This is a genomic window from Candidatus Polarisedimenticolia bacterium, from assembly GCA_036001465.1.
In the GTDB taxonomy this organism is placed as follows: Bacteria; Acidobacteriota; Polarisedimenticolia; order Gp22-AA2; family Gp22-AA2; genus Gp22-AA3.
In genome coordinates, this window is record DASYUH010000030.1 from 22,090 (window position 1) to 38,659 (window position 16,570).

Here is a 16,570-nt window from a genome sequence, read left to right on the forward strand (position 1 = left end):
CGGCTGTCCTCATGCGTCCTTCTTCAGATGATCCCAGCGGTACGGGTACCAGTACGACTTCGCCTCAATCTTGAAGTCCAGGTGGACGTGCTTCGGCTCGCGGAAAGCGTCCAGCCCCTCGATCCCCAGCTCGCGGCCCATTCCGGACATACGCATCCCTCCGAACGGACCGGCGTCATTGTCAGTCAACGGATCGTTGATCCAGAAAGTTCCCGCGTGAATGTTCTCCATCGCGTACATGGCGTACTCGAGGTTGTTGGTGTAGATGTTGGCTCCCAGCCCGTACTCCGAGTCGTCGGCGAGCTTCACCGCCTCCTCGATCCCCTTGACCGGCACCAGCGGGGCGATCGGCCCGAACGTCTCGGAGCGCAGGATGCTCATCTTCTGGGTGACGTTCGAGAGCACGGTCGGCTCGAAGAAGTACCCCTTCTTGAGCTGCGGCGGCCGCCTCCCGCCGCACAGGACCTTCGCCCCCTGCGACACCGCCTCCTCGATCTTCCCCTCGATCTGCCTGCGGTGCGCCTCGCGGATGAGCGGCCCGCAGTCGATGTCCGGCCCGAGCGGGTTGCCGAGGCGGAGCTTCTTCGTCTGGGCCACGAACTTCTTCGAGAACTCCTCGAAGACGCTCTCGAAGACGTAGAAGCGCTCCCCCGAGGTGCAGACCTGCCCCATGTTGAGAAACGCCGCCCAGACCGCCCCCCGGGCCGCGATCTCCAGGTCCACGTCGTCGCACACGATGAACGGGTCGTTGCCGCCCAGCTCCAGGTTCAGCTTCTTGAGATGGGGGGCCGCCGCCTGGGCGATCGCCTTGCCTGTGGCGATGCTCCCGGTGAAGGCGATGAGGGCCACGTCGGGATGGACCACCAGCGGGTCCCCCACCTCGGAGCCGAAGCCGGTGAGGATGTTCACCACCCCCTTGCCGAATAGTCCCAGGTCCTCGGCCAGCATGAGGGTGGAGAGCGGCGTCTCGTTGGACGGCTTGATGACCACCGTGTTGCCGGCGGCCAGGGCCGGCGCCAGCTTCCAGGTCAGAAGGAGCAGCGGGTAGTTCCACGGCACGATGGCCACCACCACACCGTACGGCTCCTTGCGGACGAAGTTGACCTGGTGCCGGGCCACGGGCGAAAGGACCTTCCCCCCCTGGTCGCGCGCCAGCTCGCCGTAGTAGTCGAAGCAGGCGGCGCACCATTCGACCTCGTCCAGGTTCTCGACGAGCGGCTTCCCCCCCTCGCGCGTCAGCTGCCGGGCGACCGCCTTCCCCTTGGCGCGGAGGCCCGCCGCGAACTCATGCATCAGCGCCGCCCGCTCGAGCCCCGGCATGGATCGCCACTCGCGGAACGCCGCCGCGGCCGACTCGACCGCCAGGTCGGCGTCCCTGGCTCCGGCGCGCGGCACCTCGTCGATGATCTCCTCGGTGGCCGGGTTGTCGACGGGGAACGTCTTCTTCGTGACGCTCGCGGTCCACCGGCCGTCGATCCACATCCGCTGCATCGCCTGCTCCTGCCGTGCCGTAGGCGTCCCGCGGCGGGCGCATTATACCCCCGCGCCTGCGGATACTCCCGCGCCTCCGGCTGCCGGGAGCCTGCCCGAGATGGGGACGCTCCTAGGTCTCGAGGCCTTCGAGCGAGTCGTCGAGGGCCGAGACCAAGCGGTCGAGAAGCTCTTCCGGGATGTTGAGGGGGGGCTCGATCCGGATCACTTCCGGCTTGTTGAGGGCATAGGCGACCAGGATCCGCTTGCCGTACAGCCTCTCCGCCAGGGCGGCGCCGGTCGATTCGTTCCGCGTCTCGATGCCCAGCAGCAGCCCCTTGCCGCGCACCTCGGTGATGACCCGGGGGTGCTTCGCCTGGAGGGATTTTAGCCGGGTCAGCAGGGAGGCCCCGAGCCGGGCGGAGCGCTCGCTGAGCCGGTCGCGCACCGTGATCTCGATCGCCATGGAAGCGGCCGTCGCCGCGAGGGGGTTGTTGCCGAAGGTCGACGAATGCCACATCGGGTTGTCGTGGAACGCGGCATAGATCTCGTCCGTGGTCGAGAACGAGCCGCACGGGATCACCCCTCCCGACAGCGCCTTGGCCAGGCAGAGGATGTCCGGCACCACGTTCCAGTGGTTCACCCCGAACAGCGCGCCGGTGCGCCCCAGGCCGGTCTGCACCTCGTCGGCGATCAGGAGCACCCCGCGCCGGGAGCAGATCTCCCGCACCTCGGGCCAGAAGCCGTCGGGCGGCACGATGACGCCCCCCTCCCCCTGCACCGGCTCGAGGATGACGGCGGCGGTGTCCTGGCCTATCGCCTTGCCGATGGCGGCGGCCGACCCGTACGGGACGAAGGTGACGTCCTGGAGGAGCGGGCGGAACGGCTCGCGGAACACCGACCGGCCGGTGACCGACAGGCTGCCGAGCGACTTCCCGTGGAAGGAGTTCTCCGTCGAGACGAAGCCGCTCTTCTTGGTGTGGAGACGGGCCAGCTTCAGCGCCCCTTCGACCGCTTCGGTGCCGCTGTTGCAGAAGAAGGTCCGCTTCAGCTTCCCGGGCAGGACCTCGGCCAGGCGCCGCCCGGCCTCCGCGGTGATCGGGTTCACCAGGTACTGGCTGTGGAGCGGCATCCGGTCGAGCTGGTCCTTGACCGCCGCCACGACTTCGGGATGGCGGTGGCCCAGCGAGAAGATGCCGTAGCCGCCGAGGCAGTCGACGTACTCGTCGCCGTAGATGTTGCGGATGATCGAGCCCTCGCCGCTCCATTCGACCAGGACCCGGTCTCGGTCCCTGTCCTTGGTCTTCGGGAAGCGGCGCAGGTAGGCGTTCCAGCTGTCGATTCCCTCCGCGGCGATCGTCTCCTGCTCGTCGCGCGTCAGGGGATGCCCTACCGGAAGCTTCACACCAGGCTCCGCAGGGTCTCGTCGAGATGACCCAGGACCTCGTCGATGAGCTTCTTCGGGATCGACAGGGCCGGCTCGAACCGGAGCGTCTTGGCGTTCAGGAGCGTGCCGGCGACCAGCACCCCCCGCCGGAAGAGTCCGGAGGCGACGGCATAGCCGATGTCGGTCGTGTCGAACTCCACCCCGATCAGGAGCCCCTTGCCCCGCACGTCCACCACATGCTCGGGAAAGCGCGACTGGACGTCGCGCAGCCCCGCCAGGAAATACTCCCCCCCCTCCGCCGCCTGGCCGGGCAGATCCTCGGACAGGGTGACGTTGATGGCCGCGATGCCGGCGGCGCAGGCCAGGGGGTTGCCGCCGAAGGTGGAGGAGTGCAGGAACGGGTTCTTCTCCAGCACCTTCCAGATCTCCGGGGTCGAGATGAACGCCGACAACGGCATGACTCCGCCGCCGAGGGCCTTCCCCAGGCACATGATGTCCGGGATGACGTCCCAGTGGTCGACGCCGAACAGCTTGCCGGTGCGGCCCAGGCCGGTCTGCACCTCGTCGGCGATCAACAGGACGTCGTACTCGTCGCAGATCTCGCGCAGGCGCGGCCAGTAGTCGTCGGGCGGCACGATCGCCCCCGCCTCCCCCTGCACCGGCTCGGCGACCACGGCGGCGATGTCCAGCCCCACGTCCCGGGCCTTCTTCAGCTGCCACTCGACCTCGTCGGCATCGCCGAACTCGACGAAGTAGACGTCCTGGAGGAGGGGCTCGAAGGCCACCCGGTAATCGGCCTTCCCCATGAGGGACAGCGAGCCGTACGACTTGCCGTGGAACCCGCGGATCGTGGAGATGAAGCCGGACTTTTCGGTGTACAGGCGGGCCAGCTTCATGGCCCCCTCCACCGCGTCGGTGCCGTTGTTGATGAAGAAGCACTTCTGCAGATTTCCGGGGGCGATCTCCCCCAGGATCTCGGCCAGCGCCCCGCGCAGCGGGTCGAGAAGCTCCTGGCTCGAGAGCGGCATCCGATCGAGCTGGCGACGCACCGCCTCGATGATCTTGGGATGGCGGATGCCGGCGCTGTAGATCCCGAACCCGCCGAGGCAGTCGATGTAGCGCCGCCCCATGATGTCCTCGATGTAGCTCCCCTCCCCGGTCCACTCGATGGCGGCGTACTGCTCCGCCTCCGCCACCGACTTGCGGTACTCGAGGAACCCGGAGTTGAAATAGGCGTCGAACGACTTGACCGTCTCCTTGACCACGCGCTTCTTCCGGGACATCGGCAGCCGGTCGGCCCGGGCGATGATGTCCAGCCAGTGCTGCGACTCCTTGATGACCTTCTCCGGGCTCATCCGCCTGCCGCCGCGCCGCGCCCGTGCCTTGGCCGCCGCCTTGAGGCTCTTGCGGACCGCGTTCCGCTTCTCCTGGGGAGCGGCCGGCAGGGCGTCGGCCGTCCTCGGGGCCGCCACCCGCACCGACGCGGACGGGGCGGGGTCGCCCCTCTTCGTGCCGTTCGACACCGCCTTGCCGGCGGCGGCGAGGCGGTGGCTGGACAGGGAGACGATGTTGCCGTCCCCGCCGTTCCGGGCTCTGACGTCGCGCTTCAATGTGTTCTTCATATGAGGGCCTCTTTCACCGCATCAGGAACAGCAACAAGACAAAAATCTCCCCGGGCTCGGTGAGCCGTGACAGCGACCTTTTCTGAGCGGCCTCTTCGCTTAGGTCGGGGTGTCGCCGGCTTGCGTCGGGCCGGCTACGTGTCGGTCAGGAGCGGGAGGGTCGACCGTCCGACCAATGCCTGTCTGGGGATTCGAATCATTGGATGACCCCTGAACGTGTCGAGATCGTAGTGGATCGGGACGATTCCAGTCAAGCGCCGCGGACCAGGGAATGGGACGGCCAGTCTCGAATGTCTCATTCGAGAGGCCGTGAGACGCAACGAGATATGGTATTAAATCTAAGCAATACCATGACTTATTTGTCTACGGCCGTTGCGGACCGCGGTTTGCTTTCCCCGCATCCCAACATCATATTAGGGTCGCTGTCGTAAGCAGAGGACCGGGGCCCCGATGACCAATAACCCGGATGCCGTGGGTCCACTCGTCCGGGCCCTCAAGCAGCTGGCCACCGCGACCAAGACCATCTCCTTCTATCCCGCCCAGCACCCGACCGTGTCGACGGCGCTGGACAAGGCCTCGGTGTTTCTCAAGGAGGCCCTCACGGACCTCGAGACGCTCACCGTCGGCGTGGCCGACGCCGCCTTTCTCGTCGATCGGACTGTCCTGGAGGAGGGGGATCGTGTCCTCGGCGGATTCGCCTCGTACCTGAGCCGCCGGAACGTCAGCGGGCTGAGCTTCCGGTCCCCGGTCGAGCCGGAGGCCCTCAAGGGGTTTCTCGAAGTCATCGCCCTCGATCCGGGGACGCTGCGCTCGCGCGGCGGACCGATGAAGAGCCTGGAGGAGCGCCGGCTCGGCGGCATTTCGGTCGTCGAGTTCGACGCGGCGGAGGCCCTCCGGTCGGCCCGCACGGGGACCGGCGCGGAGGCGGGGGCGGAGAAGACCCCGAGCGTCTCCTGGAGCGATCTGCTGGCCCGGTTCCTGGCCGGGCAGAGCTCCGTCCCTCCCGGCGGCGAGCACCTGATCCGGAGAGTGGCGGGGGATGCCAGGGCGGCCTGGGAGCTCATGGCCTCCCTGCAGAAAATCTGCGCCGAGGCCGGGCCGAACCGGTCGGGCATCCTGACCGGGGCGCTGAAACGGATCGCCGCGGAAGTCGGAACCGCCGAGCCGGAAGCGTTGTCGTCCCTGGCCCAGAACCTCGCGGCCGCCCTCATGGCGCTCGACCCCCAGGGGCGCAAGGAGATCCTCGGGACGAGCATCCCGGTTGCCGGCACCGACGTGGACCTGGCCGGCGCCATCAGGGCCAGCATCCCGGAAGACAACCTGGGGGAGCTGATCGTCTCGATGGTGCAGTCCGAGGGGCGAGTGAACGCCCGCCTCGGGAGCGTCATCCGCAAGGTCCTCATCGACCGGGGCGTGAACGACCAGCAGAAGACGAGCGTGCTCGAGGCGATCCGATCGGCGCGCGGGGTCGACAAGCCCCCGGCCGACGTGTGGGACTCCGTCGAGGACCTCCTGAAGGAATCGCAGGACGACTGGATTTCCCGCGAATACAAGGGACTCCTGGAGATGATCGGCGCCAGCGCGCCGCCTCTCGAGGAGGGGCTGAAGCGGGAGCTCCTGGCGCTCCCCGAGGTGGTCGAGGCCATGACCCCCGAGGGGATCAGGCGCCGGGCCTGGCTCCTGTTCGGCGACCTGGTGGGTGTGGACCATGAGCCGGCCCGCCGGTGGGTCGCCCTGGACCAGATCGAGAAGCGTGCCTCAGGGCTCACGCCCGACTGGTTCGCCGAGTGCAGCGGCGTCGCCGAGGCGGTCCTGGCCATCCTCGCGGCGGGGACCTCGTCCCCGCCGCACGTCCGGGAGGCGGCTCAGAAGGCGATCCGGGCCACCGCCGATGCGCTGGTGCGCTGCTACCGCAAGTCGTTCCACACCCTGAAGCCCGAGCACCACACCGCCCTGGCCGCGGCGTTCCAGGCAATGGGCGAGCACTGCGTCGAGAGTCTCCTCCTGGGGCTCGCCGAGGAGGAGGACTGGGAAATCCGCAAGCCGTTCATCGGATTCCTCGCGTCGCGGCAGAAGGGGGCGGTCCCGGCGCTCGTCCGGCGACTGACCGACCCCTCCTGGTACCTGGTCAGGAACATCCTGCTCATCCTGGGGGAGATCGCCGACCCGGCGACGATCCCGGCCATCGCCCCGTGCCTCAAGCACGCCGAGCCGCGGGTCCGCCGGGATGCGGTCGCGGCCCTGGGAAAGATCGGCGGGCCGCGCGCCTTCGCCCTCCTGAGGGAGTGCCTCGACGACCCGGAGGTGCACGAGGTCGCGCTGCGTTCCCTCGCCGCCATCGACCGGCGCCGCACCATCGGCGCCTTCCTGGAGATGACCGAGCGCGTGGACCTGTTCGGGCGCGGCAACCAGCGGCTGAAGGAGGCGATCTCCACCCTCGGCGCCCTCGGCGGCAACGAGTCGGTGCCGCGGCTGCGCGCCATCCTGATGCGCGGGATGTGGCTGCCCCCTTGGGCCGGCGACACCGTGCGCGTCGCCGCGGCGCGGGCCCTCGAGAAGATCGGCACGACCACCGCCCTGAACGCCATCCAGGAAGGTTCGCGGCTGTGGCGGGGCCCCGTGGCAGGGACCTGCGCCGAGATCATCGGCCAGCGTTCGATGGGCGGCTTGACGTCGCGCAACTGAGGAGACCGAGATGCCCGAGCCCGAGAAAACGCCCGCACCGGTTCTGGAGGGGCACGTCCAGGCGCTGTCGGCCGCGGCGGTGCGGGCCCTGCACGCCGCCGTCAACCAGCGCAAGATGTATCCCCCCGAGCACCCGATCGCGTCCCGGGCCCTCCGGACCCTGGCGCTCTACCTGGAGCGGCTGCTCGCCCTGATGGAGGACTGGCGCCTCGCCCTGGTCGGGGAGAAGCTCATGGCGGGTGGCCAGCCGCTCGACGAGGGGACGGACAGCCTCGCGCCCTTCGTCGAGACCCTGAAGTCGCGGGCCATCGAGACCATCGTGTTCAAGCGCGGCCTGGACCTCGAGCAGCTGCGCCGGTTCCTGTCGCTCATGATCCTGGACGCCAAGTGGTTCGCCGGCGCCTCCCTGCAGGACATGATCGCCAAGGAAGGGATCCGCTCGATCGAGGCGGGCCGGCTCGTGCTCGCCGACCCGGTCGAGGCGGACCGGAGCCGGGCCCTCATCGACGAGACCGGCCCGGAGCTGGCCGAGGCCTATGACAACGCCCTGACCTTCATCGAAGAGGCGGTCGGCGCTCTGCAGGATGGACGCCGCATCAGCATGGCGGACGCCGAGTCGTTCGTGCGCCTGGTCGCCTCGCAGATGCAGCAGGATCGATCGCCGTTCCTGATCCTGACGACCCTCAAGGCGCACCACGCCTACACCTTCACCCACATCATCAACGTCTGCCTTCTGACCGTGGTGCAGATCGAGGCGATGGGCGGGGACGCCACCGCGCTGCGGGAGTTCGGCCTGGCCTCGATGATGCACGACATCGGCAAGACCGTCCTGCCGAAGGAGCTTTTGAGCAAGCCGGGCAAGCTGACACCCGAGGAGTTCGGCCTCATTCAGAGGCATCCCCAGGACGGCGTGCACATCCTGCGCGAGACCCCCGGGGTCCCCGACCTGGCGCTCCTCGTGGCGTTCGAGCACCACATGCGGTACAACCACGGCGGGTATCCGCGCCCGCGACACCCCCGCCCGCTCCATCCGTGCAGCCTGATGACCAACCTGGCCGACACCTACGATGCCATGCGCAGCCGCCGAGCGTACCAGGAGGAGTTCCCGCCCGAGAAGGTGGCCGCGGTGATCAGCGACAAGGCAGGGACCGACTATCACCCGCGGCTGGCGCAGGCCTTCCTGCAGATCATGGGGGCCTACCCGCCGGGGACGCGCGTGCGCCTGGACACCGGGGAGGAGGGGGTCGTCGTCCGGTCGAACCCGTCCAACCCCTACCGCCCGGTCGTGCGCATGCTGCGGGACAGCACCGGGGGGCTCATCCGGCGCCTCGAAATCGTCGATCTGATGGAGAAGGAGCAGGTGGGGGGCCACTTCTCCCGCAACATCCTGTCCTCGATCAGGACGCCGCCCCCGGCGAAGCCCGCCGGCCCGCAGGGTTCCTGACCCGGGAGCCGGCCGGCTGCCCGGACCGGCCTCTAGCGCAGGTCGCCGCGCAGCCTGTCGGGCCGGGACGACGCGCTGGCGATTCCTCGTTCGATGGCGTAACGCGTCAGGCCGGCGACATTGTGGATCTCGAGCTTATCCATGATGCGCGTCCGGTGGTTCTCGATCGTCTTCACGGAGAGCCCCAGCAACCCGGCGATCTCCTTGTTGGTGTGCCCCTCGGCGATGAGCTGCAGGATTTCCCGCTCGCGCGGCGTCAGGACGTCGACCATCCCCGCATGCGTCCCGGCTTGCGGCCCCTTCAGGTATCCCTCGACCACCCGGTTCGAGATCGACGGGTGCAGGTAGGTGCCGCCCCCCTCCACCGCGTGGATCGCCTCGACCAGGTCGGACGAGACCGATTCCTTGAGCAGATAACCCTTCGCCCCCGCCTTGAGCAGGGAGTAGACGTACTCTTCGCTGCTGTGCATCGTCAGGGCGACGACCCGGATGGAGGGGTTGTCCTTGACGATGCGGGCCGTCGCTTCGAGCCCGTTCATTTTCGGCATGCTGACGTCCATGATCACCACGTCGGGCGCGAGACACACGGCCTTCTTGACCGCTTCGCGGCCGTCGGCGGCCTCCCCGACGACTTCCATGTCGGGCTCGCCCTCCAGTATGGCCCTGAGTCCCTGGCGCACAATCGTGTGATCGTCGGCCACCAGGATGCGGGTTCGCTTGCCAGGCGCCATGGGCGCCCTCCCGTGAATGGCGTCAATTCTGGGGGCGCGCGATGCCCGATGTCAACCAGGGAGGGAGCGCGGAGGGACGGAGCTCCACCCGCCCTGACGTCTACCGCCCTCCGCCCGGCCTGCCGCCCCCGCCCGGCCTGCCGCCCCCGCCAGGCCTAGCGCCCCGCGCCGAGACGCGCGAAGACCGCGACGATGCGGGCCGCCGCCTTGCCGTCCCACATCGGGATCGACCGGGGGCGCGGCGGAGGTGCTCTCAGAATCTGGCGGGCCGCGGCGACGATTCTCGCCGTGTCGCTTCCCACCAGGCGGTTCGTCCCGCGGCTGAGGGTGATCGGACGCTCCGTGTTCTCCCGCAGCGTCAGGCAGGGGACGCCGAGGATCGAGGCCTCTTCCTGGATCCCACCCGAATCGGTCAGGATCATCCGCGCCCGCTTCTGCAGGTGCAGGAAGTCGAGATATCCCAGCGGCTCGACGAGACGCAGGCCGCCGCCCCCCACCTCGCCGCCGTGCGCCGCGATCATCTTGAGCGTCCGCGGATGGACTGGGAACAGGATCGGGATCTCCAGGGCGATGGTATCGAGCGCCGCGACGATGCGCTGCAACGCCTGGGAATCGTCCACGTTCGAGGGACGGTGCAGGGTCAGCAACGCGAACGGAGGGGCGATCCCGAGCCGCGCCATCACGTCGGACGAATCGGCGCGCGCCAGGAAGCGGCGCAGCGTGTCGATCATCACGTTCCCGACCCGGTGGATCTTGCGCTTCGGGACCCCTTCGGCGGCCAGGTTCCGATCGGCGTCCGGACTGGTGGTGAAGAGCAGGTCGGAGAGGGCGTCGGTCACGATACGGTTGACCTCTTCCGGCATCGTCCGATCGCCCGAGCGCAGGCCCGCCTCGACGTGCGCGACCCTGATAGGAGGCGTCACCTTGGCGGCGACCACCGAGCACGCCAGCGTCGAGTTGACGTCTCCGACCACCACGACCCAGTCGGGGCGCTCCTCTTCGATGACTTTCTCGAATGCCTCCATGATGCGCGCCGTCTGCGCCGCGTGCGTGCCCGACCGGACGCCCAGGTGGATGTCGGGCGGCGGGATCTCCAGGTCCTCGAAAAACACGTCCGACATCTGTTCGTCGTAGTGCTGGCCGGTGTGCACCAGCCGGGGGTCGAACCGATCGGGGCGCGCCCGGAACGCGCGCAACAGGGGGGCGACCTTCATGAAGTTCGGACGGGCGCCGGCGACGAGCAGGACGCGGAGGGGCTGCGCGGGCGCGCGGCGAGCCTCCGCAGCGCCCGCGGGCGCCCGGCGCGCGGCCCCAGGGCGCGCGGCCGATCGGGCCCTCGCAGAGCCCCTTCCCGTTTTCGCAGGTCCGCTTCGGGCCCCGCTTGCCATCGAGGAGACCCCATACCGGTCGCGCCGGCGCCGGAGCGCGCCGGGGCGCCGGCAGATTGTGGTGGAGCGGACCAGGCAAGTCAACGACTTGTGCAGGGCGTTCCTCCGAAGGCTGCGAGCACTGATGTCGGGGGCAGGGGGGCGCCGGATGGCTTGATGGAAAACGTCCGGGCTGGCGGGATGAAGCGGGCGGGGCCCACACACGATGGCCTCGGCGAAGTCGGTCGCCGGCGGACCCGGCAGCCGCTGCCGATGGAAAACGTCCGGGCTGGCGGGATGAAGCGAGCGGGGCCCGCACCCGATGGCCCCGGCGAAGTCGGTCCCCCGCGGACCCGGCAGCCCCAGCCGATGGAAAACGTCCGGGCTGAGCGGCAGGGAGTGTGCCGAAACCGAAGCGATTCCCGGCGCCGATGAGGACGGCGAGCTGGGGGGCGAGCTTGGCGGCAAGAGCGGCGCCGAGCGCGACGGCAAGAGCGACGCCAAGAGCGACGGCGAGGATGAATTCGAGGCCCATGAGCGCGGACACCCCCCGGAGCGAGACCACGTCGCGCACGTCAACATGGCAAACGGGAAACGTTCAGCGCTCGAGCGGCGGGGGCGGACGAGACGTGCCGATCAAGCAAGGTGTAATTTAGGAGAATATCGTGGAGAAGTCAATCACTTTCTGAAGGAATTTTTCTAGGGCCGCGCGAGCGCCTTGGCAAGAGCCGCGCACACCCGGTCCACCTGGTCGTCGGTCATCTCCGGATGGATCGGCAGCGACAGGACCTCGCGGGCTGCCCGCTCGGCCTCGGGGAAGGCCCCCTCGCGCAGGCCCATCCACGCGTAGGCCGGCTGCAGGTGCAGAGGGATCGGGTAGTGGATGCCGGTCTCGATCCCCTGCTCGAGGAGAGCGGCGCGCACCCGGTCGCGAAGCGAAGCGGCGCCTGGGCGAGCGTCACTTGGGCGAGCGTCACCTGGAGACAACCGCACCGTATAAAGATGATAGGCGTGGGTGCCCCACGGCTTCTCGACCGGGAGGCGAAGCGGCGCCCCGGCCTGCCGGTGGTCTCCCCCGCCGCTCGAGGGCGCGGCCAGCCCCATCTCGACGAGCCGCGCACCGTAGCGTGCGGCCAGGGCGCGCCGGCGCTCGTTCCGGGCGGCGAGCCGTTTCAGCTTGACCCGCAGGATCGCGGCCTGCAAGGCGTCGAGCCGGCCGTTGTATCCCTCCTCCGCGTGGACGTATTTCTCCGACTGGCCGTGATCGCGCAGCCGCCTGACTCTGTCCGCGATGTCGGCCCGCGCGGAGGTGACCAGGCCCCCCTCGCCGCACGCCCCCAGGTTCTTGGACGGATAGAAGGAGAAACAGCCCGCGTCGCCGAGAGAGCCGGCCGCGCGCCCCCCACCGCCGCCACGGCCGGCATAGAGAGCTCCATGCGCCTGGCAGGCGTCCTCGACGACCGAGATGCCCCGCCGGCGGGCGCAATCGAGAATCGGGTCCATGTCCGCCACCTGGCCGAACAGGTGGATCGGCACGATGGCCCGCGTCCTGCGGGTGAGCGCCCCTTCGAGCCGGGCGGGATCGAGCGTCAGGGATGCGGGATCGACGTCGACGAAGACCGGCCGGCCCCCCGCCTGGCTGATGGCCTCGGTCGTGCCGATGAAGGTCAGAGGCGTGGTGATGACCTCGGGCCGCTCGCCTGCGGCGTCCCGGCCGGACCCCAACGCGCCGCCGACGGAGCCGCCTCCAGGCGCGCCGCCGGCGGGACCGCCTCCAGGCGCGCCGCCGTGCCCGAGGCCCGCGGCCATCAGCGCGAAGCGCAGAGCGTCGGTGCCGCTGCTCACCGCCACCGCGTGCGCCACGCCGCAGAAGGAGGCGAACTCGCGCTCCAGCCCCTCGATCTCCGGGCCGCCGATGTAGCGCCCGGACGCGAGGACGCGCGTGACGGCGGCGTCGATCTCCGGCTTCAGCCCGGCATATTCCGCCGCCGGATCGACCGCCTGGATCCGCGCTTTCTGATCGCTCTTGCCCGCGGCCCCGCCGGCGGGAATTCGCGACGATGCCATCGAAGCCCACCTCCGCGAAACGGCTGATTGTGGGGCAGCGGCCGTCTCAAGTCAACGCGGCGGTGGACCTGCGGCGCGGATTACGTCCGGTGCGCCCGCTCGGACGCCCGCGAGAAATACGCCTTGTAGAAGTGGTAGCACAGGATACAGAACGGCACGATGAGAAAGAGGACCTGCGTCCCTAAGGTTTCCCGCAAGAGCCCCAGAAGGATCACCACCGACGCCCCCGTCAATTGCGCGTTCAGGGTCCACGAGTACTTCTCGTACCAGATGCGGAACGGCGAGATCCCGTGCTCCAATCCCACCGCGACCGACACCAGTGACGTGTTCACCACGAAGAAGGTCAGCGCCGTCAGAAGCAGCGCCACCAGGGACGCCGGGGATGTCACGTCCCCCGGGCGGCCGCCGGTGGCATGGTAAACGTGCCCGCCGAGCCAGGCAGCCAGGACGAAATTGCACCAGTTGAAGGCCGCCTTGTACGCGGGCTGCCGGGGGCGGCCGACGGCCCAGAAGTAGGTCATGCTGACCGCGGCGAGGAGAATGGCCTCGCGGGTACCGAACAGGGCGATGGCGGCCAGCATCAAAGGCTGCAGGGTGGAGATGCGGGCGTTGTGTCCGAGGTCGAGGTTCATCGGCGCGGCCACGCAGGCGAACACCATGAGGAGCAGGTAGTCCGCCGTCAGCTGCGGCAGGCCGTGCAGCAGCGCTTCGAGAGTGGCGAGCCAGCTCAGTGCCGCCAGAGTCGCGAGGAAGATCGTCATGAGCGTATCCTCTTAGGGGCCGCCACGCTTGCCACCGCCCCAGATGGCGCCCAGGATGTCGACGACGCTTGCGGTGTGCGTGAGGTTGGATCGGCTTCCTCCCCAGATGGCGCCGGTGGTCGTGACGACCGTGTTGTCGACGAGCGACAGCCGGCCGGTCTTGCCGCCGCCCCAGATGGCGCCATAGGTCTGGACGATGTCCGACGGCACGTCCTTGAGGTAGATGCCGCTCAGCAGCCCCTTGTCGGCGCCCCAGACGCTGTCCACCTTCCAATCGCCGCCCCACAGGAGAGCGGTGTCCTGCATGTAGACGCCACCGTCGCCGGCCAGCAGGACGAAGGGGGACATGGCGAGAGAGACGCGCTCGCAGGCCTGAAGCGCCCGGTCCACATTGAGGAAGCCCGCGCCGGTCTCGAACACCAGGCGCCCGTCCTTCTGCGCGTACTTCATCAGACGGGCCTTGACGGTCGCCGGGTTCAGCGTCGGGTCCTTCTGGATCATCTGGGCCGCCGCGGCCGAGACCAGGGGCGCGGCCATCGACGTCCCCGAGAGCCGGATGTAGGCGCCGTCCTTGGTCGCATACTTCGTGTCGTTCTTGTACTCCCCGATCTTCAGGACCAGGCCGTGGAAGTTCGTATCGAGCCACGACCCGGGGGCTCGCGCCGATACGATCCCGACCCCCGGGGCGACCAGGTCGGGCTTGGCGACGAAGTCGATGAGCGTCGGTCCCTTCGCGGAGAACCACGCCCTCTCGTCGTCCCCGATCGATGCCGTCCCCTTGTCGTTCATCGCCCCCACGGTGATGGCGCTCGGCTCGTTGGCGGGCGAGGTGATCGTGCCGAATCCGCCACCGACGTCGCCGTCGTTGCCGGCCGCCACGACGACGACGATCCCGGCGTCGTGCGCCGCCCGCACCATGCGGCACAGGGGATCCGTCCGGAACGACTCGTAGATCGGGTGCCCGAGCGACAGGTTCAGGACGCGGATGTTGTAGGCGCCCTTGTTCCGGATCGCCCAGTCGATTCCCATCATGATGTCGGAGGTGTACCCGGTGCCGTCGGGGTAAAGCGCCCGGATCGAGATGATCCGGGTCCCAGGGGACAGGCCTCTGAAGGTGCGGTACGAGAGGCTGTCGCTCGAGGCGTAGCCGCTCCCGTTGATGATGCCGATCACGTGCGTGCCGTGGCCGAAGTAGTCGGCCAGCCCCTTCTCGGTCCCGACGATCTCCACCTCGACGATCTGCGGCATGCTGGAGGGCCGAACCAGGTCCGGGTGGGCCACGACACCCGTGTCGATGACCGCGACCCCGACCCCCTTGCCGATGAGACCTCCGGAATTCTTGAACGCGAGGTCGCCCTCGACGGCGTCGACGGCCACGTTGAGGTGGGCCGAGACCGGGACGTCGTAGGAGATCCGCTCGACGCCGGGCTCCGCGGCGAGCGCCTCGATCCGCCCGGCCGGGACGCGGGCCGAGTAGCCATGCAGGACGCCAAAGCGCGCCTTGACCGATCCGCCGCCGGCCCTGAGCCGCGCGAAATGGTCCGCATCGGGCTCGGCCTCGAGCTGCACGATGACCGGGATCAGTTCCCGAGGTCCAACGGATTCGAGCTGTTCCCTGACATCCGGAGAGAGCCTGTCCGGCTGCGCGCTCCCTCTCAGTCCCTGTGCTGCGGCGGAGGGAGCCGCCGAGACGGAGGGGGCCGCCAGCAGAAGCGCCGCGATCGCCAGGCTGATAACGAGTGTCTCTCTCAACGGCCTCAGTTTTGCGAGCATGTCTGCGTGGCCCTCAGCTTTCCCTGCACCCCTGTCACCGATCCGACACCCTATCCGCCAGCGCGGGTGGCTGGTCAATAAGCAAAGACCCTGCCACGCGCGTCACCGCGTCGCCGCCACGAAAGTGCCCATCCGTCATGGAGTTCCGGAGGCCTGGCGAATCAGCTGGAACGGGGGGGGAAAGGCTGCAATAACGCGATTCCCGGACACAAATCGCTGCCGGGGTCAGACGGGAGACTCTGAGCGCCGTGCGCTCAGTCGTTTAGCCGAGTGTCCAGCCCCCGCACACGGACTGTCCATCGGCCGCACGCCGGCTCAGCACAAGGCCGCGAAGATTCAGAGCCGTCAGAACACGAGCACCAGCGCGGCGGTGAAGATCTTGTCGAACTCCTCGAACGGGATCTGGACGTTTTGCCCGGAATAGATCAGGGGGGCGCTGAAGCGCGGGATCTCCTGAAGCGCCGGCTCCCAGTCGTAGAGGAGCTGCGCCCCCATCTGAAGGGCGAGGTGCGGGCCCGAGGCAAAGCTGACCCAGGCTGTCATGTCGGCCCGCCGGTCCTCCGTCCGGTCCAGGTTCTGATCGACCACCAGCTCGTGGCCGATCGTCGCTCCGGTCGAGAATGTCTTCTGGAACTTCGACGACAGGCGCACCCCCGGGAATTCGTTGTCCTCGAGCGTATTGTCAATCACGTCGTTCTGCCGCGTCGACGTCGCGGCGATGTCGGTCCGGAACAGCGCCTTGTCCTTGTCGATCCACCGCGCCCCCACGCCTGCGATCTCCATGAACCGGTCCTTCAGGCCCTTCAGGCGATTGCGCTCCCAGCCGCCGCCGATCAGCCAGTACATCCGCTTCGCCATCAACCGATCGAACCGCAGCCCCACGATGTAGCTCTCGGCTTCCCAGTCGCTCTTGATCTCCACGACCTGGAAATCCGTCTGGCTCGGACCGAGGGCGAACCGAACCCTGGTCGTCGACTGGGCCTGATACCCGCTCGTCTGAAGCTCGAACATGGACTTGGCGCCCTTCGCTGCGAGCGTGTTCTTGATCCCCGCCGTCCATGCTTCGCTGTTCCCGTCCGTCACGATGACGCTCAGAAGCCCGATGTCGGACCAGTCCGCCTTGCCGGCGGCATCCTGGGCCCGGGCCGCACCGACTTCTGCGATTGTGATTATTGCCAGGACGATGATTCCCTTCACGATCGACTCGCGTTGTCTCATCAGGCACCTCCTGGTTGCATTTGCGAGAGATCGATTCTAGTCGGT

General features: G+C 68.6%; 12 protein-coding genes. 3 read left to right on the top strand and 9 right to left on the bottom strand.

The genetic code is table 11. From position 1 onward, the window contains the following. Positions 1-9: 9 nt before the first annotated feature. The 3 genes from VGV60_05750 to VGV60_05760 all read right to left on the bottom strand — a co-directional run bounded on the left by VGV60_05750 (position 10) and on the right by VGV60_05760 (position 4,479). Complete coding sequence (locus tag VGV60_05750) at positions 10-1,491, bottom strand: aldehyde dehydrogenase family protein (protein HEV8700757.1); 1,482 nt, start codon at positions 1,489-1,491, stop codon at positions 10-12. 112 nt (positions 1,492-1,603) lie between these two features. Continuing rightward, on the bottom strand, positions 1,604-2,875 hold the full coding sequence (locus VGV60_05755) for an aminotransferase class III-fold pyridoxal phosphate-dependent enzyme (GenBank protein ID HEV8700758.1): 1,272 nt from the start codon (positions 2,873-2,875) through the stop codon (positions 1,604-1,606). Next, positions 2,872-4,479: a putrescine aminotransferase gene (locus VGV60_05760; protein HEV8700759.1), complete on the bottom strand. Its 1,608-nt coding sequence runs from the start codon at positions 4,477-4,479 to the stop codon at positions 2,872-2,874. The genes VGV60_05755 and VGV60_05760 overlap by 4 nt, the downstream gene beginning before the upstream one ends. A gap of 471 nt (positions 4,480-4,950) precedes the next feature. Here VGV60_05760 and VGV60_05765 point away from each other — a divergent pair, with 471 nt between their 5' ends. Further along, a complete protein-coding gene (locus tag VGV60_05765) occupies positions 4,951-7,164 on the top strand; it encodes a HEAT repeat domain-containing protein (protein HEV8700760.1) in 2,214 nt (737 codons plus the stop codon). A 10-nt stretch (positions 7,165-7,174) separates the two neighbouring features. Further along, positions 7,175-8,608 carry an HD domain-containing phosphohydrolase gene (locus VGV60_05770; protein HEV8700761.1) on the top strand — a complete coding sequence of 478 codons (1,434 nt, stop codon included), beginning with the start codon at positions 7,175-7,177 and terminating at the stop codon, positions 8,606-8,608. Positions 8,609-8,640: 32 nt separating this feature from the next. Here the strand turns inward: VGV60_05770 and VGV60_05775 are convergent, their stop codons facing one another. Then, positions 8,641-9,339 (bottom strand): response regulator transcription factor, encoded by a 699-nt coding sequence (locus tag VGV60_05775; protein HEV8700762.1) that lies wholly within the window; start codon positions 9,337-9,339, stop codon positions 8,641-8,643. A gap of 155 nt (positions 9,340-9,494) precedes the next feature. Beyond that, the gene (gene wecB / locus VGV60_05780) at positions 9,495-10,583 is read right to left on the bottom strand and encodes a UDP-N-acetylglucosamine 2-epimerase (non-hydrolyzing) (GenBank protein HEV8700763.1); all 1,089 of its coding nucleotides are present in this window, start codon (positions 10,581-10,583) and stop codon (positions 9,495-9,497) included. Between the two features lie 445 nt (positions 10,584-11,028). On the opposite strand from wecB, the gene VGV60_05785 reads away from it, so the two are divergent. Next, entirely contained in the window at positions 11,029-11,409 is a 381-nt protein-coding gene (locus VGV60_05785; GenBank protein HEV8700764.1) for a hypothetical protein, read from the top strand. Here VGV60_05785 and VGV60_05790 read toward each other — a convergent pair. The 4 genes from VGV60_05790 to VGV60_05805 form a co-directional block, all read right to left on the bottom strand. Continuing rightward, positions 11,406-12,773, bottom strand: coding sequence for a DegT/DnrJ/EryC1/StrS family aminotransferase (locus VGV60_05790; GenBank protein HEV8700765.1), 1,368 nt, complete (start codon positions 12,771-12,773; stop codon positions 11,406-11,408). The genes VGV60_05785 and VGV60_05790 overlap by 4 nt on opposite strands. 80 nt (positions 12,774-12,853) lie before the next feature. Further along, on the bottom strand, positions 12,854-13,534 hold the full coding sequence (locus VGV60_05795) for a hypothetical protein (protein ID HEV8700766.1): 681 nt from the start codon (positions 13,532-13,534) through the stop codon (positions 12,854-12,856). A gap of 12 nt (positions 13,535-13,546) precedes the next feature. Then, positions 13,547-15,286, bottom strand: a complete 1,740-nt coding sequence (locus tag VGV60_05800; protein ID HEV8700767.1) for a S8 family serine peptidase — start codon at positions 15,284-15,286, stop codon at positions 13,547-13,549. 366 nt (positions 15,287-15,652) lie between these two features. Beyond that, the gene (locus VGV60_05805; protein HEV8700768.1) at positions 15,653-16,525 is read right to left on the bottom strand and encodes a DUF481 domain-containing protein; all 873 of its coding nucleotides are present in this window, start codon (positions 16,523-16,525) and stop codon (positions 15,653-15,655) included. Positions 16,526-16,570 lie beyond the last annotated feature (45 nt).